This window comes from Amycolatopsis sp. GM8, assembly GCF_021653975.1.
In the GTDB taxonomy this organism is placed as follows: Bacteria; Actinomycetota; Actinomycetes; order Mycobacteriales; family Pseudonocardiaceae; genus Amycolatopsis_E.
In genome coordinates this window covers 694,077-717,840 of record NZ_JAJKFK010000004.1, presented here as the reverse complement: position 1 = coordinate 717,840, position 23,764 = coordinate 694,077, and the positions used below count along the sequence as shown (strand labels likewise).

At 71.6% G+C, this 23,764-nt stretch carries 24 protein-coding genes; 8 read left to right on the top strand and 16 right to left on the bottom strand.

Going from position 1 to position 23,764, the window contains the following annotated elements:
• Window positions 1–40 precede the first annotated feature (40 nt).
• Genes LOZ83_RS21925 through LOZ83_RS21915 form a run of 3 tightly spaced genes read left to right on the top strand, consistent with a single transcriptional unit; the run spans window position 41 to window position 4,922 of the window.
• Window positions 41–2,038 carry a hydantoinase/oxoprolinase family protein gene (locus tag LOZ83_RS21925; protein WP_236792963.1) on the top strand — a complete coding sequence of 666 codons (1,998 nt, stop codon included), beginning with the start codon at window positions 41–43 and terminating at the stop codon, window positions 2,036–2,038.
• On the top strand, window positions 2,035–3,747 hold the full coding sequence (locus LOZ83_RS21920; protein ID WP_236792962.1) for a hydantoinase B/oxoprolinase family protein: 1,713 nt from the start codon (window positions 2,035–2,037) through the stop codon (window positions 3,745–3,747). The genes LOZ83_RS21925 and LOZ83_RS21920 overlap by 4 nt, the downstream gene beginning before the upstream one ends.
• The gene (locus LOZ83_RS21915) at window positions 3,744–4,922 is read left to right on the top strand and encodes an amidohydrolase family protein (RefSeq protein WP_236792960.1); all 1,179 of its coding nucleotides are present in this window, start codon (window positions 3,744–3,746) and stop codon (window positions 4,920–4,922) included. Before LOZ83_RS21920 ends, LOZ83_RS21915 begins: the two co-directional genes overlap by 4 nt.
• A 4-nt stretch (window positions 4,923–4,926) precedes the next feature.
• Here the strand turns inward: LOZ83_RS21915 and LOZ83_RS21910 are convergent, their stop codons facing one another.
• From LOZ83_RS21910 to LOZ83_RS21900, 3 genes are all read right to left on the bottom strand, one after another.
• Window positions 4,927–5,622 (bottom strand): haloacid dehalogenase type II, encoded by a 696-nt coding sequence (locus LOZ83_RS21910; protein WP_236792959.1) that lies wholly within the window; start codon window positions 5,620–5,622, stop codon window positions 4,927–4,929.
• Between the two features lie 15 nt (window positions 5,623–5,637).
• On the bottom strand, window positions 5,638–6,798 hold the full coding sequence (locus LOZ83_RS21905; protein WP_236792958.1) for a glycoside hydrolase family 64 protein: 1,161 nt from the start codon (window positions 6,796–6,798) through the stop codon (window positions 5,638–5,640).
• A gap of 168 nt (window positions 6,799–6,966) precedes the next feature.
• Window positions 6,967–7,656 carry a response regulator transcription factor gene (locus LOZ83_RS21900; protein WP_236792957.1) on the bottom strand — a complete coding sequence of 230 codons (690 nt, stop codon included), beginning with the start codon at window positions 7,654–7,656 and terminating at the stop codon, window positions 6,967–6,969.
• Between the two features lie 100 nt (window positions 7,657–7,756).
• On the opposite strand from LOZ83_RS21900, the gene LOZ83_RS21895 reads away from it, so the two are divergent.
• On the top strand, window positions 7,757–10,132 hold the full coding sequence (locus LOZ83_RS21895; protein WP_236792956.1) for a tetratricopeptide repeat protein: 2,376 nt from the start codon (window positions 7,757–7,759) through the stop codon (window positions 10,130–10,132).
• A 233-nt stretch (window positions 10,133–10,365) separates the two neighbouring features.
• Here the strand turns inward: LOZ83_RS21895 and LOZ83_RS21890 are convergent, their stop codons facing one another.
• The 5 genes from LOZ83_RS21890 to LOZ83_RS21870 form a co-directional block, all read right to left on the bottom strand.
• Window positions 10,366–11,052 (bottom strand): thiamine pyrophosphate-dependent enzyme, encoded by a 687-nt coding sequence (locus LOZ83_RS21890; RefSeq protein WP_236792955.1) that lies wholly within the window; start codon window positions 11,050–11,052, stop codon window positions 10,366–10,368.
• Window positions 11,052–12,800 (bottom strand): acetate--CoA ligase, encoded by a 1,749-nt coding sequence (acsA, locus tag LOZ83_RS21885; protein WP_236792954.1) that lies wholly within the window; start codon window positions 12,798–12,800, stop codon window positions 11,052–11,054. The genes LOZ83_RS21890 and acsA overlap by 1 nt, the downstream gene beginning before the upstream one ends.
• Window positions 12,797–13,408 (bottom strand): phosphoribosyltransferase, encoded by a 612-nt coding sequence (locus LOZ83_RS21880; RefSeq protein ID WP_236792951.1) that lies wholly within the window; start codon window positions 13,406–13,408, stop codon window positions 12,797–12,799. The genes acsA and LOZ83_RS21880 overlap by 4 nt, the downstream gene beginning before the upstream one ends.
• 61 nt (window positions 13,409–13,469) lie before the next feature.
• Window positions 13,470–13,748 (bottom strand): dsRBD fold-containing protein, encoded by a 279-nt coding sequence (locus LOZ83_RS21875; protein WP_236792949.1) that lies wholly within the window; start codon window positions 13,746–13,748, stop codon window positions 13,470–13,472.
• Between the two features lie 84 nt (window positions 13,749–13,832).
• The gene (locus tag LOZ83_RS21870) at window positions 13,833–14,480 is read right to left on the bottom strand and encodes a response regulator transcription factor (protein WP_236792948.1); all 648 of its coding nucleotides are present in this window, start codon (window positions 14,478–14,480) and stop codon (window positions 13,833–13,835) included.
• 170 nt (window positions 14,481–14,650) lie between these two features.
• Here LOZ83_RS21870 and LOZ83_RS21865 point away from each other — a divergent pair, with 170 nt between their 5' ends.
• A complete protein-coding gene (locus LOZ83_RS21865; RefSeq protein ID WP_236792946.1) occupies window positions 14,651–15,046 on the top strand; it encodes a pyridoxamine 5'-phosphate oxidase family protein in 396 nt (131 codons plus the stop codon).
• A 107-nt stretch (window positions 15,047–15,153) separates the two neighbouring features.
• Complete coding sequence (locus LOZ83_RS21860; protein ID WP_236792944.1) at window positions 15,154–16,152, top strand: nitroreductase; 999 nt, start codon at window positions 15,154–15,156, stop codon at window positions 16,150–16,152.
• Window positions 16,153–16,201: 49 nt separating this feature from the next.
• Here LOZ83_RS21860 and LOZ83_RS21855 read toward each other — a convergent pair whose 3' ends face one another.
• From LOZ83_RS21855 to LOZ83_RS21820, 8 genes are all read right to left on the bottom strand, one after another.
• Window positions 16,202–16,627: an Hsp20/alpha crystallin family protein gene (locus tag LOZ83_RS21855; protein ID WP_236792942.1), complete on the bottom strand. Its 426-nt coding sequence runs from the start codon at window positions 16,625–16,627 to the stop codon at window positions 16,202–16,204.
• 101 nt (window positions 16,628–16,728) lie between these two features.
• Complete coding sequence (locus LOZ83_RS21850; RefSeq protein ID WP_236792940.1) at window positions 16,729–17,064, bottom strand: STAS domain-containing protein; 336 nt, start codon at window positions 17,062–17,064, stop codon at window positions 16,729–16,731.
• 78 nt (window positions 17,065–17,142) lie between these two features.
• Window positions 17,143–17,526, bottom strand: coding sequence for a PPOX class F420-dependent oxidoreductase (locus LOZ83_RS21845; RefSeq protein ID WP_236792939.1), 384 nt, complete (start codon window positions 17,524–17,526; stop codon window positions 17,143–17,145).
• Window positions 17,523–18,032 (bottom strand): GNAT family N-acetyltransferase, encoded by a 510-nt coding sequence (locus LOZ83_RS21840; protein WP_236792937.1) that lies wholly within the window; start codon window positions 18,030–18,032, stop codon window positions 17,523–17,525. The genes LOZ83_RS21845 and LOZ83_RS21840 overlap by 4 nt, the downstream gene beginning before the upstream one ends.
• A gap of 25 nt (window positions 18,033–18,057) precedes the next feature.
• Window positions 18,058–18,582 carry a GNAT family N-acetyltransferase gene (locus LOZ83_RS21835; RefSeq protein ID WP_236792935.1) on the bottom strand — a complete coding sequence of 175 codons (525 nt, stop codon included), beginning with the start codon at window positions 18,580–18,582 and terminating at the stop codon, window positions 18,058–18,060.
• Window positions 18,583–19,215: a response regulator transcription factor gene (locus LOZ83_RS21830; RefSeq protein WP_236792934.1), complete on the bottom strand. Its 633-nt coding sequence runs from the start codon at window positions 19,213–19,215 to the stop codon at window positions 18,583–18,585.
• Entirely contained in the window at window positions 19,212–20,741 is a 1,530-nt protein-coding gene (locus LOZ83_RS21825; protein WP_236792933.1) for a GAF domain-containing sensor histidine kinase, read from the bottom strand. Before LOZ83_RS21825 ends, LOZ83_RS21830 begins: the two co-directional genes overlap by 4 nt.
• 35 nt (window positions 20,742–20,776) lie before the next feature.
• Entirely contained in the window at window positions 20,777–21,175 is a 399-nt protein-coding gene (locus tag LOZ83_RS21820) for a pyridoxamine 5'-phosphate oxidase family protein (RefSeq protein ID WP_236792932.1), read from the bottom strand.
• 174 nt (window positions 21,176–21,349) lie between these two features.
• On the opposite strand from LOZ83_RS21820, the gene LOZ83_RS21815 reads away from it, so the two are divergent.
• Both LOZ83_RS21815 and LOZ83_RS21810 read left to right on the top strand, forming a co-directional pair.
• Complete coding sequence (locus LOZ83_RS21815; protein ID WP_236792931.1) at window positions 21,350–22,024, top strand: hypothetical protein; 675 nt, start codon at window positions 21,350–21,352, stop codon at window positions 22,022–22,024.
• 23 nt (window positions 22,025–22,047) lie between these two features.
• Window positions 22,048–23,361, top strand: coding sequence for a M20/M25/M40 family metallo-hydrolase (locus LOZ83_RS21810; protein WP_236792930.1), 1,314 nt, complete (start codon window positions 22,048–22,050; stop codon window positions 23,359–23,361).
• Window positions 23,362–23,764 lie beyond the last annotated feature (403 nt).

Below are 23,764 nucleotides of genomic sequence, written 5' to 3'. Positions count from 1 at the left end.
ATCCAGTCGTGCTCTCGGCGAAACTTTGATACTGCGCCGCATGACAAACACCACCCGGCTGGCGATCGACGTCGGCGGGACGTTCACCGACGTCGTGGAGCTGCTGCCGGACACCGGCGAACTGCGTTTCGGCAAGGTCGCGACCACGCCTGATTCGCCCACCACCGGCGTGCTCGACGCGTTCGCCGCCGCCGGCGCGGAATTCGGCGAGATCGCGATGTTCACGCACGGCACGACGCTGGGCCTCAACGCGCTGCTCACGCGGACCGGCGCGCGGACCGCGGTGATCGGCACCCGCGGGTTCCGCGACGTGTACCTGCTCGGCCGCACCGACCGGCGCACCAACTACGACATCACCTACCGCCCGCCGGAACCGCTGCTGGAACGCTTCGACACGTTCGAAGTGACCGAGCGCAGCCGGTTCGACGGGAGCGTGCACACACCGTTCGATGTGGACGATGCCCGCCGGGTCGCCGAGGTGATCGCTTCGCGCGGCTACGACTCGGTGGCGGTCGCTTTCCTGCACGCCTACGCGAATCCCGCGCACGAACTCGCGATGCGGGACGTGCTCGCGGAGGTCGCGCCTGGCGTCGCGGTGACGTTGTCGCACGAGCTTTCCCGTGAGTACCGCGAGTACGAGCGCACCAGCACCGCCGTGCTCGACGCGTACGTGAAGCCGATCGTCCGCCGGTACCTGGAAGATCTCGAAGGCGAGCTGGCCCGCCGCGGGTTCGGCGGACGCTTCCTGATGACCCGCTCCGGCGGCGGCGCGATGACCGTCGGCACCGCGCGCGAACAGCCGGTGAGCCTCATCCTGTCCGGCCCGGCGGGCGGGGTGATCGGCGCGGCCGCGTTCGCGGAGCTGGTCGGCGAGCCCAACCTGATCACCATCGACATGGGCGGCACGAGCCTCGACGCGTCGCTGATCCTCGACGGCGAACCGGTGCTGCACCAGGGCGCGGAGTTCGAAGGGCTGCCGATCAACACGCCGTCGCTCTACATCCATACGATCGGCGCGGGCGGCGGGTCGATCGCGTATCTCGACGAGGCGGGCGCGCTGCAGGTCGGCCCGCGCAGCGCGGGCGCCGAGCCGGGACCGGCGTCGTACGGCCGCGGCGGGACGGTGCCCACGTTCACCGACGCCGTGCTCGCGATCGGCTATCTCGGCACCGAGGTTCCGCTCGGCGGGAAGCTCGTGCTGGACCGGGTGCTCGCGGAGAAAGCGCTTTCACCCGTCGCGCAACGGCTCGGGATGACCGTGCCCGCGCTGGCCCGCGGCATCGTGCGGATCTCCACGACCAAGATCATGGGCGCCGTCCGGGCGATCACCGTCGAGGTCGGCCGCGACCCGAAGGACTTCGCGCTGCTGTCGTTCGGCGGCGGGGGCGGGCTGGTGGCCGTGGACGTCGCGGCCGAGCTGGGCATCCCGACCGTGCTGGTGCCGCCGGGGCAGGGCGCGTTCTCCGCGTTCGGCATGCTGATGGCCGACGTGCAGCACGACTTCGCGCGCACCGTCGTCGCGCCGCTCGCCGACCTGGACGCCGCCGAGGTCGAGGCGGCCTACGCCGAGATGGCCCGCGAGGCGGCGGAAACCCTTGCCGCGGAAGGCTTCCCGGCGTCGATGAGCCGCAGCCTCGACGTCCGGTACGCCGGGCAGGAGCACTCGGTGACCGTCGCGTTCGAGGATCTGGCAGGCGTGGAGGACTCCTTCGCGCGGCTGCACGAACGGCAATACGGGCACACGATGACCGATCCCGTCGAGGTCACCACGTTGCGCCTGCGCGCGACCGGCGCGGTGGACAAGCCGCGGCTGCCACTGCTGCCCTCCCGCGAGTCCGGCGGTCCGGAGTCGGACGGGGCGCGGGAGGTGTCCGGCACCGAGTATTCGTTGTACACCAGGGAAAACCTGCTCGCCGGGGACGAGCTCGACGGGCCGGCCGTCATCGCCGAGCACACCGCGACCACCGTCGTCCACGCCGGGGACCACCTGCGGGTCGGCCCCTATGGCGAACTCGTGATCACCGTAGGGGAGCGATGAACGACTCCATCACCACCGAAATCATCCGGCACGGCCTCCTGGCCTCGGCCGAGGAAATGGCGCGAAACCTGTGCCGCACCGCGTACAACACCGTCGTCTACGAGATCCACGACTACGGCATCGGCATCCACGACGCGAGCGGGGACGTGGTCGCCGACGCGCCGGGCATCGCGATCTTCACCCGCGGCAACGATCACGGCATCAAGGAGGCCGTGAAGTTCCTTGGCGTGGAAGCGATGCGGCCAGGGGACGTGTTCGTGCTGAACTACCCGTACTGGTCCTCGGCGCACACCCTCGACCCGCTCGTGTTCGCGCCGGTGCACGCCGGGGGCAGGCTGATCGGGTTCGCCTCGTGCCGCATCCACGTGCTCGACCTCAAGCAGAAGGACCCGGGTTACGTCCTCGATTCGACCGACATGCACCAGGAAGGGCTGTTCTTCCCGGCGATCCGGCTCTACCGCGAAGGCGTGCAGGACGACGACGTCTTCAACCTCATCCGGTTCAACAGCCGGCTGCCGGAGCGCACGATCGGCGACCTGCAGGCGCAGGTCTCCGCCTGTGTCACCGGGGTCCGGCGCACCCAGGAGATCGCCGCGAAGTACGGCGCGGACACGCTCGTCGCCGCGATGGACGCGATCAACGACCACGGCGAGCGGCTCGCCCGGCTCGCGCTCGCGAAGCTGCCGAAGGGCACCTGGAGCGCCGAGGACTTCGTCGACTCCGACGGCGTCGATCTGGACCGGATGATCAAGCTGCGCGCCACGGTTACCGTCACCGACGCGGAAATGGTGATCGACTGGAGCGGCAGCGAGCATGGCGTGCGCGGCCCGATCAACCTCCCGCTCGGCCAGACCGAAGCGTTGTGCAGCCTCGTGTTCAAGGCGCTCACGACGCCGGATTCGTCGGTGGTGGCGGGGAACTTCCGGCCGCTGCGGGTGGTGACCGAACCGGGTTCGGTGATGCACGCCGTGCCGCCGATGCCGACGTTCACGCTGTGGACCGGGCTGCTCGCCGGCGAAGTGGTGCTGAAAGCGCTTTCCCAGGGCATGCCGGACCGGGTGCCGGCCTGTTCGGGCGGCGACGTGTGTTCGATGATGGGCCTCGGCGTCAACCCGCGCACCGGCGAGTCCTGGCTCGAGGCGACGAACGAGGCCGTCGGGTTCGGCGGGCACGCGGGCGGCGACGGCGCCGACGGGATCATGCACCTGTCCGAACCGGGGTGCCGCAACAACCCGGTGGAGGTGCTGGAAACCAAGTCGCCGATGTTCATCGAGTCCTATGGCTACCGGCCCGACACCGGCGGCGCGGGCCGGCACCGCGGCGGCGTCGGGGTGAGCCGGGTGTACCGGTTCACCGCGCCCTCGACGGGAATCTGCCTGGTGTACAAGACGAAAACCAAGCCGTGGGCCATCGGCGGCGGGCGGCCGGGGGAGAACAATCGGATCGTGCTCAACCCCGGCACCGGGCACGAGGTCGTGCAGGGCGGTAGCTACAACCATCTCGATACCGGCGAGGTGCTGGTCAACGACACCGGGGGCGGCGGCGGGTACGGCGACCCGTTCTCACGGGAACCCGAGCGCGTCGCGCGCGATGTGCGCAACGGTTTCGTTTCCGCCGAGGCCGCGGCGCGCGAGTACGGCGTGGCCGTCGACCCGGTCACGTTCGCTGTGGACAGCAAGGAAACCGAGCGGCTGAGGAGTGCGGCATGAGCCTTTCGATCGTCAACGGAACGGTGTTCGACGGTGTCTCCGCGGAACTCGTCGAGGAGCCGGTGCATGTCGAGGACGGCAGGATCGTGCAGATCGGCGGTACGTTCACCGCGGACCGCGTCCTCGACGCCCGCGGCAAGACCGTGCTGCCAGGCCTGATCGACGCGCATTTCCACGCGTACGGCATCGCGCTGGACCTCGTCGCGATCGAGTCCGGATCCGCGAGCTACCTGGCCTACGCGGGCGCGCGGCGGCTGGAAAACGCGCTGCGGCGCGGGTTCACGACGGTGCGGGATGTGGCGGGCGGCGACCCCGGTATCACCCGCGCGCTGGGCGAGGGACTCATCGCCGGGCCGCGGTATCTCTACACCGGGCCCGCGCTCAGCCAGACCGGCGGGCACGGCGACCCCCGCGGCACGGACAGCGATTTCTGCGGCTGCCACGAGTTCCTGAACGAAGTCGTGGACGGGGTGGACGCGCTGCGGCAGGCGGTGCGCGACCGGTTCCGCCGTGGCGCGCACGCGATCAAGATCATGGCCTCGGGCGGGGTGGTGTCGCTGACCGACCCGATCCGGGTCCCGCAGTACTCGCCGGAGGAAATCCGCGCGGTGACGGACGAAGCGGCGCGCCGCGGCAGTTACGTGGCCGCGCACGCGTACTCGCCGGAGGCCGTCCGGCACGCGGTCGAGAACGGGGTGCGCTCGGTCGAGCACGGCAACCTGATCGACGCCGAGACCGCCGAGCTGATGGCCGCGCACGATGCGTTCCTGGTGCCGACGCTCGCCGCCTACGACGCCATGGACCGCCGCGGCGCCCCGCTCGGCATGGCGGCCGTGTCACAGGAGAAGAACCGCGAGGTGCTGGCATCCGGGCGCGAGGCGGTCGAACTGGCGCGGGCGGTCGGGGTGCGGATCGGCTTCGGCACGGACCTGATGGGCGTGCTCGAAGACGAGCAGCTCGCCGGCCTGCGGCTGCAGTCCGAAGTGGAGGGTCTACTTCGGACTCTCCAGTCGGCGACGTCGGTCAACGCGGACCTGGTGCGGCGCCCGGATCTCGGCCGGGTCGCCGTCGGGTGCGTGGCGGACTTCCTGCTCCTCGACGGCGACCCGTTCGCGGACCCGGCGCTGCTGTGGTCCGGCGAGCGCACGGTCATCCAGGCCGGGACAGTCGTATAACGACCTATACAGCGAGTCTCTCGGCGAGATCCTGGAAGTCCGTGACATGAAAATCAGCTTCGACGTCGGCGGCCCGGTCGGCAGTGCCGTCCGGGCCCTTCTCCAGTGGCCGTTCGACGAACGCCGTGCGCAGGCCCGCCGTGGCCGCGCCCACCAGGTCCCACTTGTGCGCGGCGACCATCAGCACCTCGTCCGGCCGGACGTCGAGCAGGCTCGCCGCGGTGTGGTAGACGCGCGCGTCGGGTTTGTAGGTGCGGGCCAGTTCGGCCGACAGCACGCAGTCGAACGGCAGGTTCGCGGCCTTGATCAGGGCGGTCATCAGCGCGAACCCGCCGTTCGACAACGCGGCGATGGTGTAGTTCTCCCGCAGCCGCGTCAGGCCCTCGACGACGTCGTCCCATGCCGGCAGCCGGTGCCACGCGTGCACCAGCTGCCGCCGGCTCGCCTCGTCGAGGTCGATTCCGTGCTGCCGCAACAGATCGTCGAGCGACTCGCGGTGCAGCGTGTCGAGGTACACCCAGTCCCGCTCGCCGCTGATGACGCGCGTCATCGACGGGAGGTAGCGGTCACGCCACTCTCTGGCGAAGGTGCCCGCGTCGAGCCGGTCGCCCAGGATCTCGGCCGCCTGCCGGGCCACCCCGGTGTACCAGTCGACGGTCGTGCCGAAGATGTCGAAGGTCAGTACCCGTATCTCGGTCATACCGGCCAGTGTGGATCACATCGCGTGGGCCGTCACGGTGAGCACGTCCGGGTCGCCCGCGAACACCGAGCCGCTGAAGTCCGGGCCGGGGGTGACGTCGTCGTACGGGAAGGCGTAACCGCGGTTGTCCGGCAGCTTGCTGTGCACGATCCGGGCGTAGTGGTTGGTCTGGGCGTTGCGGTAGAACTGCGCCGGGTCCTCGCCGGTGGGCTGGTTCGCGTTGGCCAGCAACGTGGTCCGGTTCAGCGCGGCGGCCAGCCGCGGGATGATCGCCAGCCGGGCCGGGCTCCCCGCGTTCGTGAACGGCCCGCTGTTGCAGCTCCACACGTCGGCGGTGACGGGCTTGCTGAAGCTCTCGCCGTTGTTGAACGTGAGCGTGTTACCCGAGACCGTGCCGGTGAACACGCCCACCCCGGGGTTCTGCGAGTCGACGGTCAGCGGCTGCGACGCGTACTTCTGCCACACCTGGTCGATGTAGCCCTCGAGGTAGCCGGCGAACTGGTCCGCCTTGTGCTGCGCGGAAAGCACGCGCAGCACACGTCCGCCCGAATCGGTCTGGACCAGTTGGCCCCAGTTCGAGCCCTGCCCGGACAGCTCGCTCGCGACCGCGGCCGCGGAGCCCGACGGGAGGCCCTGCACCGACTGGCTGCCCGAGGAGGTGGTCGACAGCGCGATGCTCAGCGGCAGCCCGACGAAGTCGACGTAGCTGATGTTCGCGAACAGCTGCGCGTCGTTGAACGTGAACTCCGCGAACGACCAGGTCCGGCCGAAGTTCGGGTCGGCGGTGTTGAGGAAACTGGGATGCACGAGTGCGGGGCCGGGGTTGAGGAAGAAGTCCAGCTTCGAGCCGGTGACGAGATAGATCCGCGCGCCCGCCATCTTCGGCACGCTGACCTGGCGGCCCGAGCCGACGTTGATCGCGCAGTCGACCGGCAGCGGGGTCAGCGTGGCCGAGGGCGAGGGCGGGTAGTACGGCGTGCCGTCGGCGGCGATGAGCACCAGCCGGTTGTCGGGCGTGGTGCCCGTGACGTACGCGTAGACGGTGCCGGAGCCGGAGTTGTTGGCCAGGTTCAGGGTGAACGTGGCCGGGGTGGCGGCGGCGGTCGCGAAGCCCGGCCAGGCGGGCGCGGTGAGTGCGGCGGCGGACAGGCCCAGGAAGGTACGGCGGGAGAACACCGGGAAGCCCCCTTCGGTAGGAGGATTCCGACGTTAGGGAGCCCGCGCCGCGACCGTCAACCAACTATCGTCGGTTGTCTGGACCTTTCCAACAAAGGTCCAGACAACATGACGGAAAAGGAAAACGTGGGACTCGCCCGTACCTGGCGAGCCCCACGCCGGGGATGGTCAGATCATGCCTTCGCGCAGGGCGTACGCGACCGCGTGGGTGCGGTTGCGCAGGCCGAGGCGGGACAGCAGGTTGTGCAGGATGTTCTTCACCGTGCGCTCGGAGTAGGTCATCTCCGCGGCGATCTCGGCGGTGTCCATGCCTTCGGCCAGCAGCCGCAGCACGTCGGCCTCCCGCCGCGACAGCCCGCTCAGCGTCAGGTCGCGCGGCGCCAGCACGTCGTGGTGCAGCCGGGACAGTCCCTGCAGCAGCGGCCCGAGCTGGTCGGGCGGCAGGTCGCCGCGGCCGGCGTGCGCGTCCGTGATCGCCTGCAGCAGGCGCGCGGTGGTGGCCTCGGCGCGGGGTACCAGGACAGCGAGCCCGTGCTCGACGGCGGTCCACAGCTCGGCGGGGCGTGCCTCGTCGGCCACCAGCACCAGCTTCGCTCTCGGCACGGGCGTGAGCAGCTCCACCAGCTCGGGACCCGGCTCGGCGACCGCGACCACGACTTCGGGTTCGGCGTCCTCACGCGAGGAGAGCAGCTGCACGCCCGGTTTGTCCCGCAGCTCGGTCAGGATGCCGGTGCGGACGAAACGGTCGGCCGCGAGCACCACGACCCGGACGGCGGGGCGGCGTGGCGTGACGGCGTGCAGCTTCGGCCTGCCGTCGTCCCGCCCGGCACCCTCGGCCCACGCGATACGCGATGACATGCGGACAGCAAACCGGATATCACGTGCCGGGAGGAGGCGGAACCACCGGCAGGTTTCCGCCACGGCAATTCTGCCGGTTGAATAGACGTTGGTGAACGGTGTGAACGACAACGGAGAAGACGCGTCGGCGTTCGGGCGCCTGCTGCTGCGTCACCGGCGGGCCGCGGGCCTGACCCAGGCGGAGCTGGCGGCGGCCTCGGGCGTGAGCGTGCGCGCCCTGCGTGACCTGGAGCGGGGCCGGGCGCAGGCGGCGCAGCGGCGGTCCGCGGCGGCGCTCGCCGAGGCGATGGACCTGGCCGGGGAGGACCGCACCCGGTTCCTCGCCGCGGCCCGCGACGGCCGCCGCCGGACCCCCAAGGCGGACGACGACCCGTCCTGCCGGCTGCCGCCCGCGGTGGCGGACCTGCTCGGCCGCGACGCCGAGCTGAAGCTGGTGCGGGAGGCCGCGGCCGCCGACTCGCCGAGCGGCGTGGTGCTGTCGATCATCGGGCATCCCGGGATCGGCAAGACGACGCTCGCCGTGGCGGCCGCGCACGCGCTCGCCGACCGCTTCCCGGACGGCGCCTTCGCCGTCGACCTGCGCGGGATGGACGACCAGCCGGTCACCTCGCGGGCCGCGCTCGAACAGCTGTTACGCGCCCTCGGCGTGCCGGCGCAACAGGTCCCGCCCTCAGGTGTCGAGCAGCAGCACCTGTTCCGGTCGCTGCTGACCGGGCGCCGGGTGCTCCTGCTGCTGGACAACGCCGCCGACGAGGCGCAGGTCCGCCCGCTGCTCGCGGCGAGCCCCGGCTGCCTCACCCTGATCACCTGCCGGCGCGCGCTGGCCGGCCTGGAGACGGGCCGCTGGGTCTGGCTGGAACCGCTCGAGCCGGCCGGCGCGACGGCACTGCTGGGCACGATCGTCGGTGCCGAGCGGGTCGGCGGCGAGCCCGAGGCCGCGGCGGAACTGGTGGCACTGTGCGGAAACCTGCCGCTCGCCGTGCGCATCGCCGGCAACCGGCTGGCGACCCGGCCGCAGTGGTCGATCGCGTACCTGGCCGGCCAGTTGCGGGACGTCAGCACCCGGCTCAGCTCGCTGGCCGCGGGCGACCTGCAGGTGCGGTCGGCGTTCGAGCTGTCCTACCGCCGGCTCTCCCCGGCCGCGCGCCTGGCGTTCCGCCGCCTCGCCGTGATCCCCGGCAGCGACTTCGCGGCGGATCTCGCCGCGGTCGCCGCGGACCTGGCCGAGGACGACGTCCGGGCGTACCTGGACGAACTGGTCGACGCGAACCTCGTGCAGGCGGCCGGCGCACCGGGCCGCTACCAGCTGCACGACCTGCTCCGGATCTTCGCGGCGGAGCGGCTGGCCGCCGAGGAGAAACCGGAGGACCGGGAGGCGCTGGCCGACGCCACGCTGAGCCATCTGCTCGGCACGGCGTCCGCGGCGGCGCGCGTGTTCTTCCCGGACGTGCTGACCCCGGAACCGTTCGGGTCGCGCCGCGAAGCCGCCGCCTGGCTGGACACCGAGGCGTCGAACTGGCTGGCCGCGGATCGCGCCGCCGCGCAGCAGGGCCGCCACCGCGAGGTGCTCGAACTGGCGCTGGCGATGCACTGGTACTCCGACGGGCGCACGCAGCAGCGGCCGTGGCACGAGATCTTCACCCTCGGCCTCGCCGCGGCGCGGGCGCTGGGCCGCCGCCGGGAGGAGGCCGTGCTGCTCGATTTCGTCGGCTGGGCGCGGTATTTCTGCCTGGGCGACAACGAAGGCGGGCTCGAGGCGCACCAGGACGCGCTGCGGATCGCGGGGGAGACGGGGGACCGGCGGGAGCAGGCGTGGGCGCTCGCGTACCTCGCGTCGGTGCTGATGCGGATCGGCCGGCTCGACGAGGCGCTCGCGCGTGCCCGGCACGCCGTGGGCCTGGCGCGGGAGTTGGAGTTCTGGCTCGGTCAGGGCACGATCCGCAACACGCTCGGCGCGATCCTGCGGGTGCACGGCCGGCTGGATGAGGCGCTGGCGGTGCACCGCGCGGTGCTGGCCGACGTCGAATCCCGGTACGGCGAGGCGAATCCCGAGGCACGGCGGTTCTTCCACGCGACGACCCTGTTCAACCTCGGCGTTGACCTCAACGCGAGCGGCGGGTGGCAGCGCGCGGCGAGCACCTTCCGGGAGGCGCGGTCGCTGTTCCGGCAGGGCGGGTTCCGGCTGGAGGAGGCGCAGGTCGCGCTGAACGAGGGCCGGGCGCGGCGCGAGGTCGGGCAGCACGCGTTCGCGCGGGTGTGCCTGCAGCTGGCGCTGATGGCGTTCACCGGCGTCCCGCTGCGCTGGGAACGGGCCCGCACGCTGGCGGAACTGGCCACGCTCGACCTCGCCACCGGTGACCCGCGGGCCGCCCACGTGCACCGGCTCCAGGCGCTCGCGCTGTGCGAGGAGCTGGGCACGGAAGAGGCCAGGACCCTGGCCGCCGACCTGTCCGCCGGGCGTGTCGGCCGCTCATGACGCCGAGTTGGCGCCGCCCGCGGCCAACTCACCGGCGCGGCGGGCCAACACGCCGACGTCGGAGGCCAACTCGCCGACGTGGCGGGCAACACGCCGACGTGGCGAGCCAACTCGCCGGCGTGGGCGGCCAACTCGCCGGCGTGGCGGGCCAAGTCGCCGACGTGGCGGGCCAACACGCCGACGCAGCAAGCAAACTCACCGACGCGGCGGGCCAACACGCCGGGCGGACACGCCTAGCGGGCGGGTTCGAAGGTGGCCACCCCGGCCGCCACCTCGGCCTCGAGGTCGGCGTCCACTTCGGACAGCAGGCGGGTCAGGTCGGCGTCGGTGAAAGCGTCTTCCGCGCGCATCCGGTCGGCCAGCAGGCGCACCGGGTCGAACTCGCGCCAGTGCGCGACCTCCGCCCGGCCGCGGAACCGGCAGGTGCTCAGCTCCAGCAGGTACGGTCCCTCGCCGCCGCGGATCGCCTCCACGGCTTCGTCGATCGCCTCCGCGACCGCGAGCACGTCCATCCCGTCCACCGACCACGCCGGGATGCCGTGCTCCGCCGCGAAACCGGTCTCCGACGCCAGCCCGCCGAGGGGATGGAGGTTGTTCTCGCGGCAGAACAGCACCGGCAGCCGCCAGTGCGCCGCCAGTTCCAGCGCCTCGCGCAGCTCCTGGGCACTGCCGCTGTCCGCGTCCAGCACGAACACGGTGACCAGCGGCGGGCCCTCCAGCGCAGTCGACACGCCGAGCCCGATCGCGAGCGGCACCCCGCCGCCCTCGACGACGGTGTCCTGCGGGCCGATGCCGTGGGCGATCCCGGCCACCACCGCCTCGTTGCCGATGACCGGCTCACCCACGCGGCGCTCCTCGGCACGCCGGGCGCGGATCATCTGGCGGAGCAGCTCCTGCCGCTCGTACGCGCGCGGGTCCATCACATTTCCTCCCCTGTAGGCGGATCTCCTTCGGCGAGACCCAGTTCTCCGGCCTTGAGCACGCGCCGCAGCACCTTGCCGCCGCGGGTCCGCGGCAGCCGTGGCTCGAACGCGATCTCCCGTGGCGCCAAGGCGCCGAGCGCGCGGCGGCCGAACGACAGCAGTTCGAGCCGCAGCTGCTCGTCCGGCTCGTATCCCGCGTGCGGCACGACGAACGCCTTCACCCGCTCCCCGTCGTGCGGGTCGGGCTTGCCGATGACGCCGGCCTCGCGCACCGCCGGGTGGGCGAGCAGCGCGTTCTCCACCTCGAACGGGCTCACCAGGTGGCCGCCGGCGGAGATCACGTCACCGGTGCGGCCGACGAACCAGAAGTACCCGTCGGCGTCCCGGCGCGCGATGTCGCCGGTCAGGTACCAACCGTCCGAAAAGGACTCGTCGTACCGGCCGGGATCGCGCCAGTAGCCGCGGAACATCGACGGCCAGTCCCGGCGCAGCGCCAGCTCCCCGGCCTGCCGCTCGGCCGGCGCCAGCTCGCGGACCTTGCCGTTCTCGCCGCGTTCCACCAGTCCCGCCTCGATCCCCGGCAGCGGGCGCCCGATCGAACCGGGCCGGACCTCCTCCGCCGCGAAGTTCGCGATGGTGATGGCGCCGGTCTCGGCCTGCCACCACGTGTCGTGCACCGGTGTACCGAGCGCGTCCTGGCCCCACACCACGATCTCCGGGCCGAGCGGTTCGCCGCCGCTGGCCACGAACCGCAGCGCGGACAGGTCGTACCCGGCGGGGGGCTCGGTGCCCAGCCGCATCAGGGTGCGCAGCACGGCGGGCTCGGTGTACCAGACGGAAACCTCGTTCGCGGCCAGCACGGAGAACCAGCGCCTCGCGTCGAACCCGCCGTCGGCGCTCACCGTCGTCACCCCGGCGGTCAGTGGTGCGACCACGGCGTAGGTCAGGCCGGCCGGCCCGCCCGGGTCGGCGCTGCACCACAGCACGTCGGACGCGTGCAGGTCCAGGGCGTAGCGGGCGCTGACGTACTGGCTCAGCACCGCTTCGTGCGCCTGCAGCACGCCCTTCGGCGGGCCCGCGGCGCCGCTGGTGAAGTGCAGGAACGCCGGGTTCTCCGGTTCGCCGGGCGCGATCTCGTACTCCGGCGACGACTCGCCGAGTGCCGGGCCGAGGGCGAGCGTGTCCGGTTCGCTCACGTCACCGGTCACCAGGACCTCGCGCAGCGACGGCACCGACTCGCGGATCCCGCGGACCTTGCGGCGGTAGATCTCCGGGCTGGTCACCAGCACGCCCGCCTCGCCCAGCCGCAGCCGCTCACGGATGGGCTCCGTCCCGTACGTGGTGAACAGCGGGGAGAGCACGCACTCGGCCTTCAGCGTGCCGAGCACCGCGATGTACAGCTCCGGCACCCGGCCCAGCAAGGTGAAGACGCGTTCGCCGCGCGGCACGCCGAGCCGGCCCAGCAGGTTCGCGAACCGGTTGCTGCGCTCGGCGAGTTCGGCGTAGGTGAACTCCTCGGCGCGGTCGTAGCGGTCCACCCAGCGCAGCGCGACGTGGTCACGACGCGGGCCGGCGGCGTAGCGGTCCACGGCCTCGTACCCGATGTTGAGCCCGCCCCCGTCCGGAAGTCCTGACAGGGCAAGCCGTTCGGTGTCCCAGCTGAAGTTCTCGACCGCCCACCGGTAGTCCCGCAGCGTCGCCGCCGCGCGGAGCGGAGCAGGCTTGCGGATGGGCGGCCAGGTCATGTCGGCACCCCGGCGCTCTCCGTCAGCAGGCGCACCACCTCGTCGTCGCTGACCTCGCTGAAGTCGAGGTACCACCGGCTGACCGCGCGCATCCGCTTGGGCACGACCAGGCATTCGACCCGGTCCGCGAGCGGGGTCAGCGCCGCCAGCGCTTCCGGTGCGGCGACCGGGACCGCGAGGATGACCCGCGCGGCGCCGCGGGCGCGGACGACCCGGATCGCGGCGCGCATGGTCGCGCCGGTCGCGATGCCGTCATCGGCGAGCACCGCCACCCGCCCGACGAGCGGCACCGAGGGCCGGACCGAGCGGTAGGCCACCATCCGGCGCAGCAGTATCCGCTGTTCGGCCCGCAGCAGCTCGGGGGAGACCCCGCCGCCGCCGACGACCACGCCGTCCTCACCGACCGCGCCGACGGCCAGCTCGGGATGCCCGGGGTCGCCGACCTTGCGCACCAGCACGACGTCGAGCGGCGCGCGCAGGGCCGTGGCGATCGGCGCGGCGACCGCGACGCCGCCGCGTGGCAGGCCGAGCACAACGGGCCGGGCGTAGCGGAGGTCGGCGAGCCGGGTGCCGAGCTCCTTGCCCGCGCTCGTGCGGTCGTCCACCATGTTCGGGTCGCTCCCTCGCGCGCTCGCGGAGTCCGATGTGGACTCTGGTCTTGTCGCGGGCTCAGGCCCGCGCCGGCACGGAGATCACCGGTCCCGGTGCCGCCGCTTCGATATCGGACGCGACCGCTTCGAGCAGTTCTTCGGTCAGATCGCTGAACGCGCGCGCCATCGCCAGCTCCGCGGCGATCTCCGGGAGGTGCACCCCGCGCGGTCCGCCGCGGACGAGCCCGATGCCGAGGAACGAGGTGCCGCCCGCCGCGGCCAGCCGGACCTGGGCGCGGGTGGTACCACCGGTTTCGTCGAGCGCGACTTCCATCGTCCATGTCGCCGGTCGTGCCATGACACTCCTTCTGTTGCCTTCAGCGTGCTGACCGGGCGTGTCCCGTCGTAGAGTCGAAAGGCCCCAAAAACCGGCGGCGGTCAATCATTCCTGCCCTTCCCGCTTGTCGTGGAGCTTGGCGGCGAGCACGGCGGCCTGGGTGCGGCGCTCCAGCCCGAGCTTGGTGAGCAGCCGGGACACGTAGTTCTTGACGGTCTTCTCCGCGAGGAACATCCGCTCCGAGATCTGCCGGTTGGTCAGGCCCTCGCCGATCAGGTCCAGCAGGGTGCGCTCGCGCGCGCTGAGCGCGGCCAGCGGCCCGGCGTCGGTCGAGTCCGCGCGCAGCTTCGCCATCAGCGTCGCGGCGGCGCGGTTGTCCAGCAGCGAGCGGCCGGAGCCCACCTCGCGGACGGCCGAAACCAGTTGCAGCCCTTGGATGTCCTTGATCACGTAACCGCCGGCGCCGGCGAGGATCGCGTTGAGCATGGCCTCCTCGTCGGTGTAGGACGTCAGCATCAGCACGTTCAGGTCGGGCAGCTTCGACCGCAGGTCCCGGCACAGCTCGATGCCGTTGCCGTCGGGCAGCCGCACGTCGAGCACCGCGACGTCGGGCTGCGCCGCGGGAATGCGGGCCAGCGCCTGCGCGGCGGTCGGGGCCTCGCCGACGACGGTCAGCTCGGGATCGGCTTCGAGGAGATCGGCCACGCCGCGGCGGACCACTTCGTGGTCGTCGACCAGGAACACCTTGATCACGGTTCGCCCCTTCCGGCCGGTGTCGTTCCAGGCTAAGGGTTGCCGTGGGCAGGCGAAACGTTTCGGTTCGGCGCCCGTGATCATCGGAAGGACTTTGTGCCCTTTTCCGGCGCGGGCGCGGGACCGGAAAATGGGTCGTCCCTGCCTCCGGACCGCCGATGGAGTGAAGCATGAAGCCCGGAAGGTTCCACGAGCTTTCGCGGGAGGAGTCGCTGCGCCGCCTGGCGAGCGTCGGGGTGGGCCGGCTCGTGTTCACCCACCAGGCCCTGCCGGCGATCCGGCCGGTCCACCACGTCGTCGACGACGGGCAGGTGATCATCCGCGGCCATGCCGGCGGCGTGGTGCTCTCCGCACTGGACACCGTCGTGGCCTACGAAGCGGATTCGGTCGCGGGCGATGAGACGATCGGCTGGAGCGTCGTCGTGACCGGGGTGGCGCGCAAGCTCGCCCCCGGCGAGCCCGCCGACCGCTACCGCCAGCTGGCCGACCCCTGGGCGAACGACGACCCGGGGTACCTGATCCGGATCCGTCCCGAGCTGGTCAGCGGGTTCGGCCTGACCGGGTGATCTCACCAGGGCCGAAAGACCCCGCATCTTCGGGACGCCCGGCTCTGCCGGACGAGGGGGCGCGCGATGACCCTGGGGGAGGAACCTCAGCACCCGGGAGCCCGATCATGACCGTCCTCTCCGCGAGAGCCGTCAGCCTCGTCCTGCCGGCACTCGAAGCCGCGGTGCGCGCCCCGTCGCCGCACAACACCCAGCCGTGGCGGTTCGAGGTGTCCGGTGACCGGATCGACGTGCTGCTCGACCCGGACCGGGTGCTGCCCGTCGCGGATCCCGACGGCCGCGAGGCCCGGCTTTCCTGTGGTGCGGCCATTCTCAACCTGCAGCTCGCGCTGCGGGCCGCCGGCCACGCGTCCGCGGTGCACCTGCTGCCCGACCGCACCCGGCCCACGCACCTGGCCACCGTCTGGCTGCGCGGCCCGTGCCAGGTCACGCCCGAGGACCGCGCGTTCGCCAGGGCGATCACGTTCCGCCGCAGCAACCGGCGGCCGTTCACCGACCGCCCGGTGCCGATGTGGATCCGGCACGCGCTGGTGCGGGCGGCGAGCCTGGAGGGCGCCTCGCTGGCCCTGCTCGATCATCCGGCCGTGCTCGACGGGCTGGCGAACCTGTTGCGGCACGCCGAACATCTGCAGAGCGAGGATCCGGCGTTCCAGGCCGAGCTGCGGCGCTGGACCTCGGAGAACCGGCATCGCGACGACGGCGTGCCGGCGTCGGCGGGCGGCCCGCGCCAGGCGCCGGGCAGCCTGCTCGCGCTGCGCGCGTACCCGGGCGCCGAACGGCGGCAGGAACGCCCGTACGAACGCGAACCGCTGGTCACCGTGCTCAGCTCGTTCACCGACACGCCGCTGGCGCAGCTGCGCACCGGCCAGGCGATGCAGCGAGTTTTGCTCACCGGCACCACCGCCGGGGTCAGCGCGTCGTTTCTCGCGCAGCCGGTGGAAGTCGGCTCCACCCGGGAGGCGCTGCGTGAGCTGCTCGGTGGGCAGGCCTACCCGCAGGTGGTGCTGCGCTTCGGTTACGGATTCGCCGCGCCCGCGACGCCGCGCCGCAGGCCCGAACTCGTGATGCGGCCGCGCCGTCCGCAGGCGGAAGGCGCCACACGCTGAGGGCCCCGGACTTCGTCGGGGAAGTCCGGGGCCCTCTGCCGTTGTCCGGTTACTTGCCGCTGATCTCGATCCGGCGCGGCTGCGCCGTCTCGGTCTTGGGCACGCGCACGGTCAGCACGCCGTTGTCGAGGGTGGCCTCGACCTTGTCACCGTCGACCCCGCGGGGCAGCAGCACACGGTAGGAGAACTTGCCGGTGCGGCGGGTGCGGCGGTGGAACCGGCCCTCCCGCTCCTGCTCCTTGACCTCGCCGGTGATGGCGAGGCGGTTGCCGGTCAGGTCCACCGCGATGTCGTCGCGGTTGATGCCGGGCAGCTCGACGTCGAAGAGGTACTCGGTGTCCGTCTCGGCCACGTCGGCACTCGGGGACCACGGCTGCGGCACAGCCGAGTCGAACCAACGGGTCAGCTCGCCGAAGTCCCGGAACGGGTCCCAACGGCTGACTGTGCTGGCGGATCGCATGGCAGGCAGCGCCATGACGCTCACCTCCTGGGAACTTCTCGGCCCGCCCATCGGGCCGCTCACTCACTACTACGAAGTTGAGTCGAGGTTTGTTCCCAAAGTTGAGCGCATCACGCTCAAGGTTCGATCTGGAACGCGGCCGAGAGCCCGGTCAGGTCCAGGATGCGGCGGGCGTAGCGGTTGACATTGGCGAGTGTGATGCCGGTGCCGCGGTCCTCGGCGAACCCGCGGGCGCGGACCAGCGCGCTGATGCAGGCGGAGTCGAAGAACGACAGGTCCGCGAAGTCCACCACCAGCGTGGCGACCCCCTTGTCGAGCAGTTCGGACACGGCGCGGTCGAGCTGTTCCACGGCGGTGTGGTCGATCTCGCCGAACAGCCGGATGCGGCCGACGTCGCCGCTGAGCTCGGTCCGCACCGGTGCGCCGGGATGGATGTCCTCGTCCTTTCTCACGGGCAGTGCCCTTTCTCTGCGGCCCCCCACAACGGATACCCGGCGGACGCTACCGCGTTCGCGGCGCGCGGGCATCGGTCACCGGTCTCGCGGGCGCAGCTCGTAGTGCAGGGTCTGGTAGTGCTTGATCCGGTGCGCGATCGGGACCAGGAACCCGTGCAGGAACGGGTGTTTGCGGGTGAGCAGCCGGGCCGCGTGCGCGGCGGCCGCGCCGTCGAGCAGGGTCAGCCGGGCGGGCATGGCGTCGCCGGTGGGCTTACCGGTCACAGTGGACGGTGCGATCTCGGCGTCGGGATTGTTGCGCAGCCGCTTGGCTTTCCCGGCCTGGGCGTAGCTGCGGACGTACGCGTGGTCCCCCTCGACGGCGATGCTGACCGCCGTGCCGACGGGCGTCCCGTCGCGGCGGAACGTGGTGAGCAGGATCGTGCGCTGCGCTGTGAACGGGGCGAGTGCGGTGGTCATGGCGTGTCTTCCCTTCGGTCCTGCCGAGGAGACGACACAACGCCGCGGCTTGTGACAGCCTGGAGAAGACGCGGCGAGGTGGCGAACCCGTGCCGCTTGTAGGTGGTGATCGCCCGCTCGCTGGAGTGCACGGTCACGGGCTCGAACCCGAGTTCCGCGGCCGTGGCCAGCACGGTGTCGATGAGCCGGCCGCCGAGGCCGTTGTCCCGCTCACCGGGGACGACGTACACGCTCTGCACGTCGCCGGACTTCCGGTTCGACGACCGCGGCGTGGGTACTCGGTGGATCGTCGCGAGCCAGGCCATGCCGACGAGCGTGCCGCCGTCCGCCGCGATGAAGCAGCGGTGCGTGCTGGCATTTTCCCTTGCCCAGGCGACGAAATCCGCGATGAACGTGTCCTGGGAAACGGCCGGGCGGTTGCCGTTGCCGATCACCCATTGCCAGCGGAGTGCCGCCACCGCGGTCAGTTCGTCGTCCCGGGCCGGGCGGATTTCGAAATCGTGCATGAGCCGAGCCTGCCAGGAAGCCGCCTCACCAGACGTCGCCGTCGCGCCAGTCGCAGGTCAGGGGGGCGTCGAGGTTCAGCGGCACCGCGCCGGGCAGCACGAAGATCGCGCCGTCGTCGTCCGGGGTGGGGCGGATGCCGTCTGGGGTCAGCGCGGACGATGGGCCGCGCCACGGCTGCCAGCCCCGGGACCGGTAGAAGGCCGCGCCTTCGTCGGTCGCGCCGAGGGCGCCGAGGTCGTAGGCGGCGCCGATCACGCGTTCCAGCTCGGCCATCATCGCCGCGCCGTATCCCTGCCGCTGCCGGCCGGGCCGGACGCCGACCGCCTCGACATACCCGGCGCGCAGCGCCCGGCCGCCGTGCAGGAGCCGCCGCTGCACGACCGAGGCATGCCCGACGAGATCCGGCCCGTCCCAGGCGAGCGCGTGCAGCCCGCCCAGCGCGTGCTCCCAGTCCGCGTCGGTCATGTCGTCGAACACCGCGAACAACAGCGCCCGCGCGGCGGCCAGCTCCGCCAAGCCCAGCCCGGACGTGTGCCGAACCTCGATCACCTAGAACCGCCGCTTGCGTTTCGCCAGGTAGACCGCCGCTTCGGTGCGGCGCTCGAAGCCCAGCTTGTGCAGCAGCGACGACACGTAGTTCTTCACCGTCTTCTCCGCCAGGAACAGCCGTTCCGCGATCTGCCGGTTCGTCAGCCCCGCCGCGATCAGCTCCAGTACCCGCCGCTCCTGCGGGCTGAGCGACTCGTACTGCGGGTCGTCCGAGCGCATCCGGTTCGTCACCGCCGCCGCCAGCTCGGGGTCCAGCAGCGAGCCGCCCGCGGCGGCCGTGCGGACAGCTTCCACGATGTTCATCCCCGACACCTGTTTCAGCAGGTAACCCGCCGCCCCCGCCATGATCGCGCCGAACAGGGCCTCGTCGTCCGAATAGGACGTCAGCATCAGGCACGCCGGCGGGGGATCGATCAGCCCGCGGATCTCGCGGCACACCGACACGCCTTCGCCGTCCGGTAGCCGCACGTCCAGGATCGCCACGTCGGGCCGCACCCCGGGGATCTGGGCGAGCGCCTGCGCCGCCGTACCCGCCTCGCCCACCACGTCCAGGTCCGGCTCCGAGTCCAGCAGGGTGCGCAGGCCGGCGCGCACCACCTCGTGGTCGTCGAGCAGGAACACCGAGATCGTCATTTGCCGAGTACCGCCGTCCACGCCAGTTTCGTGCCGCCTTCCGGCCGCGCCTCGACCGTGAGCGTGCCGTGCCAGCGCTCGGCCCGCTGCCGCAACACGCCGAGCCCGTCCGCGCGCGCGGAGCCCTCCGTCACGCCGACCCCGTCGTCGGTGACCGTCAGCGACAGCCGGCGACCGTCGCGGTCGACGTCCACCTCGATCGACGCCGAACTCGCCCCCGCGTGCCGGGCCACGTTCGACAGGGCCTCCCGGACGGTCGCCAGCAGGTCGCCGCGCACCGGCCCGGTGACGACGGCGTCCAGCGGCCCGTCGAAGCTGACCCGCGGCTCGAAGCCGAGCATCCCGGTGCTGTCCTGCGCCATCCGCAGCAGGTCCGAGCGGACCCCGCCGTGCGCCTCCGCCGGCTCCTGCAGGGAGAAGATGCTGTTGCGCACGTCGCGGATCGTGCGGTCGAGATCACGCACGAACCCCGTCACCTGCTCGGCCACCTCCGGTTGTGTCGTCAGCTTGCCGAGCCCCTCCAGGCCGAGCCCGATCGCGAACAGCCGCTGGATCACCAGATCGTGCAGGTCCCGCGCGATCCGGTCCCGCTCCTCGAACACGACCAGCCGCCGCCGGTCGTCTTCGGCGTGCGCGAACGCGATGGCCAGCGCGGCGTGCGCGGCGAAGTCACGGACGAGCTCCACTTCGGCGTCGGTGAACGGTTCCTGGTCGCGGAACTTGACCACCAGCAGCACACCGAGCTTCTCGGTGCCGGCGATCAGCGGGACCGCGATCGCCGAGTCGAGGTCCTCGATCGTCGGCGGGATGTCGAGCCCGGAGTTCGCCTGCTGGACGGCGGCGTGCCCGCCGTACTGGCTGACCACCACCGGCTTGCCCGTCGTGTACGCCTCACCGGACGCGGTGCCGCGCAGCGGCACGGTCGCGCCGATCAGCCGGAAGTACTCGGGATACGGCGACGCGATCACTTCGAAGACCAGCGCGTCCGGGTCGGTTTCGCTGGGCAGTGCGACGGCACCACCGGACGCGTTCGCGACGACGCGGGCGCGGTCGGCGACCGTGTGCAGCGTGGTGGTGGTGTCCTCGCCGTTCAGCAGCGCGACCGTCACCTCGTGCGACGCCTCACGCCACCGCTCGCGGCGCAGCGTCCGCTCGTAGCGGTCGGCGTTCTGGATCGCGATGCCCGCCGCGGCGGCGAGCGCCTCCAGCCACTCCCGGTCCCGCTCGGTGAACGCCTCGCCGGTCACCGACAACCGGCCGAAGTCGTTGTCCGGCAACCGGATCGGCACGGTGAGGGTGCCGGGACCGGTGGGCAGCTCGGCCGGGCACCGGTAGCCGCGCGGGGCGCCGGCCTCGACGAGTTTGCCGAGCCGGTCACCGGGCAGCACCTCGGCGAGCACGCCGTGGTCGGCGTCGGTGAGTTCGCGCGCGGCCTCGACGGTACGGCGCAGTACGTCGGGCAGCCGCAGCTCCGCCGCCACTCCCACCACAGCGTTCAACAGCGCCCGGGCGCTGGCTTCGATCAACTGGCTCTCCCCTGCCGGAGGCGAGGCTCAGTAGATTACCTCTTCACCCGCCGCCCGGAAACGACCTCGATCGGGATTCGCACACAGCGAGCGTCGCCGGCGAACTGGTGCCACGACAGGTCCGGCCGCTGCCGGGGGAGATCGCATTCGTCCGCCGTGCCCGCCCGGCCCAGCACCGTCACCCACCAGCCGGTTTCGAGCACCGCGTCGAACTCGTCCGCCTCGAACGCGACCACCCCGTCCCTGGTGGCACCGAACAGGTCGGTGTGCACGGGCACCGGGAACCACAGGGCGCCCCGGTCGTAGACGACCTTCACCGGCTCCACCGCCGGCAGGCCGCGGGCGGTGAACACGATCCGGCCGATCCGGACGGTGGCGAGCAGGGCGAGGCACTCGTCCCGGTCGAGGATCTCCAGTCCGGACGGGTCCAGCATCGCGGTATTTCCTTCTGGGCGGTGCGGGGTGAAATGCGGCCCTCACCATGCGCCAGGGCGCGGCCGGCCGGGTAGGGCCATTCGGCCCGGTGCTTTTCCACCCGCAACGCGCAACGCACGACACACAATTCCGGGCGCATCATGGAGGAAAAGCCCTGTGGCTGAGGAGCCGTCATGAATCCCGTACAGGATTTCGAGCCGCTGGTGTGGCCCTTCATCGTGCTGCTGTGGCTCGTCGTCTCGATGTACTCCCGGGCGGCGCTGCACCGGCGGTGGCGGGCGCGGTCCGAGCCCGCGCAGCGTCGCCCACCGGTGCGGGCCGGCGCACCCGCGCAGCCGAAGTCGCTGCGGTTGCGGTGGGGCGAGGCGCGCCAGCGCTACGCCAAGGTCGCGCAGGAGTACGGCGGGTACGAGTCCGACCCGCTGCAGGTGCTGCGGCTGCCCGCGCTCGCGGATCCCGCGGTGCCCTCGACGAGCCGGTTCATCGACGCGTTCCACGAAGCGATGGCCCTGCACACGGAGGAGTTCCCGCCGGAGGCGATGGCGCGGAAGTTCGTCGAAGCGACCGCGACCGCGGAGAAGGCGTGGGCTGCCGCGCGCGAGGCGGCGGAGAAACTGCGCTCGTCCCGGTTCACCGCGGACGAGCGTGCGCTGATCGCGCAGGGCATCAAACTGCTGGAGCTCGCCCAGGGCGGGGCGACCCCGGCCGAGCAGGAGGCGGCGCTCGCCGCCGCCCGCGGGGTGCTGGCGAAACTGGAGCGCAGTGCCGGTACCCGGATCGACTGGCGGGTGCCGCGGCCCGCGCGGCAGGCGATCGACGGTGGCACCCCTGGGCTGCCGCGGGCGTGACTCTGGCCTGGTAGGAATGCCGGGTGCGCACCATCGAGACCGCGGCCGACGAAGCCGTCACGCTGACCAGCGAGCTCATCCGCATCGACACCACCAACACCGGGGATCCGGCGACACTGGTGGGGGAGCGGGCCGCCGCGGAGTACGTGGCGGAGAAGCTCACCGAAGTCGGTTACGAGATCTCCTACGTCGAGTCCGGTGGCAAGAACCGGCACAACGTGATCACCCGGCTGCCCGGCGCGGACCCTTCGCGAGGGGCGCTGCTGGTGCACGGGCATCTCGACGTGGTTCCCGCCGATCCGGGCGAATGGTCGGTGCACCCCTTCTCGGGCGCGATCCAGGACGGTTACGTCTGGGGCCGGGGCGCGATCGACATGAAGGACATGGTCGGCATGACGCTCGCGCTGGCGCGCCACTACAAACGTGAGGGGATCGTGCCGCCGCGCGACATGGTGTTCGCCTTCCTCGCCGACGAGGAGGCCGGCGGCAAGTTCGGCGCACAATGGCTGGTGGAGAATCGGCCGGAGCTGTTCGAAGGCGTGACCGAGGCGATCAGCGAGGTCGGCGGGTTCTCGATCACGTTGAAGGACGACGTGCGCGCGTACGTCATCGAGACGGCGGAGAAGGGTATCCGCTGGATGAAACTGCGGGTGCGCGGCACGGCCGGGCACGGCTCGATGATCCACCGCGACAACGCCGTCACGAAGCTGGCGGACGCTGTCGCGCGGCTGGGCAACCACCGGTTCCCGCTCGTCCTGACCGACTCGGTGCGCGAATTCCTGGCCGGTGTAACGGAAATCACGGGCTGGGATTTCCCCGAAGACGACATCGACGGCGCGGTCGCGAAGCTCGGCAGCATTTCGCGGATGATCGGCGCGACCCTGCGCGACACCGCGAACCCGACGATGCTGACCGCCGGCTACAAATCGAACGTGATCCCGTCGGTCGCCGAGGCGGCGGTGGACTGCCGCATCCTGCCCGGGCGGCTGGAGGCGTTCGATCGTGAACTGGACGAGATCCTCGGCCCGGACATCGAGAAGGAGTGGATGGAACTCCCCCCGGTCGAGACGACTTTCGACGGTGCCCTCGTCGACGCCATGACGGCTTCGGTGATCGCGGAAGATCCGGCCGCCCGCGTTCTGCCGTACATGCTCTCGGGCGGGACGGACGCGAAGTCCTTCCAATCACTTGGAATCCGGAACTTCGGCTTCGCACCGCTGCAACTGCCCGCGGATCTCGACTTCTCGGGGCTTTTCCACGGGGTGGATGAGCGGGTGCCGGTCGAGGCACTGAAGTTCGGGGTCCGGGTGTTGGACCGGTTCTTTCGGATGGCCTAGCCGGGGCGCAAGGCAGAGCGCAAAGCACATGGGGCGAGTTGGGTGGTCATCCCGTCGCCTGTCACAGGAACGATCACTTTTCGTCAGGGCCGCAACCTTTTTGCCCGGCTTGCGGCCGAGAGACCAAAGCTTGCGGCTCTGGCGAAAAGTGATATTCGAAAACCGCAGGCGACGGGATGACCACCCAACTCAACCACCCACTCAAGGTGAGATCCCTTGGGGGCGGTCATCCTGGAGCCTGCCCGTCCGGCGAGGACATCTTTTTCTCTTTCCCCTCGCGCTCCGCGCGAGGGGTTCCGGCGCTTCGCGCCGGGGTTGTCGCCGGGCCCACCCCGATGGCCGAGTGTCTAACGGTTGGCACGCCGTATCAAGGGCGCCTTCGGCGTCGCTTCGCGATGGACTT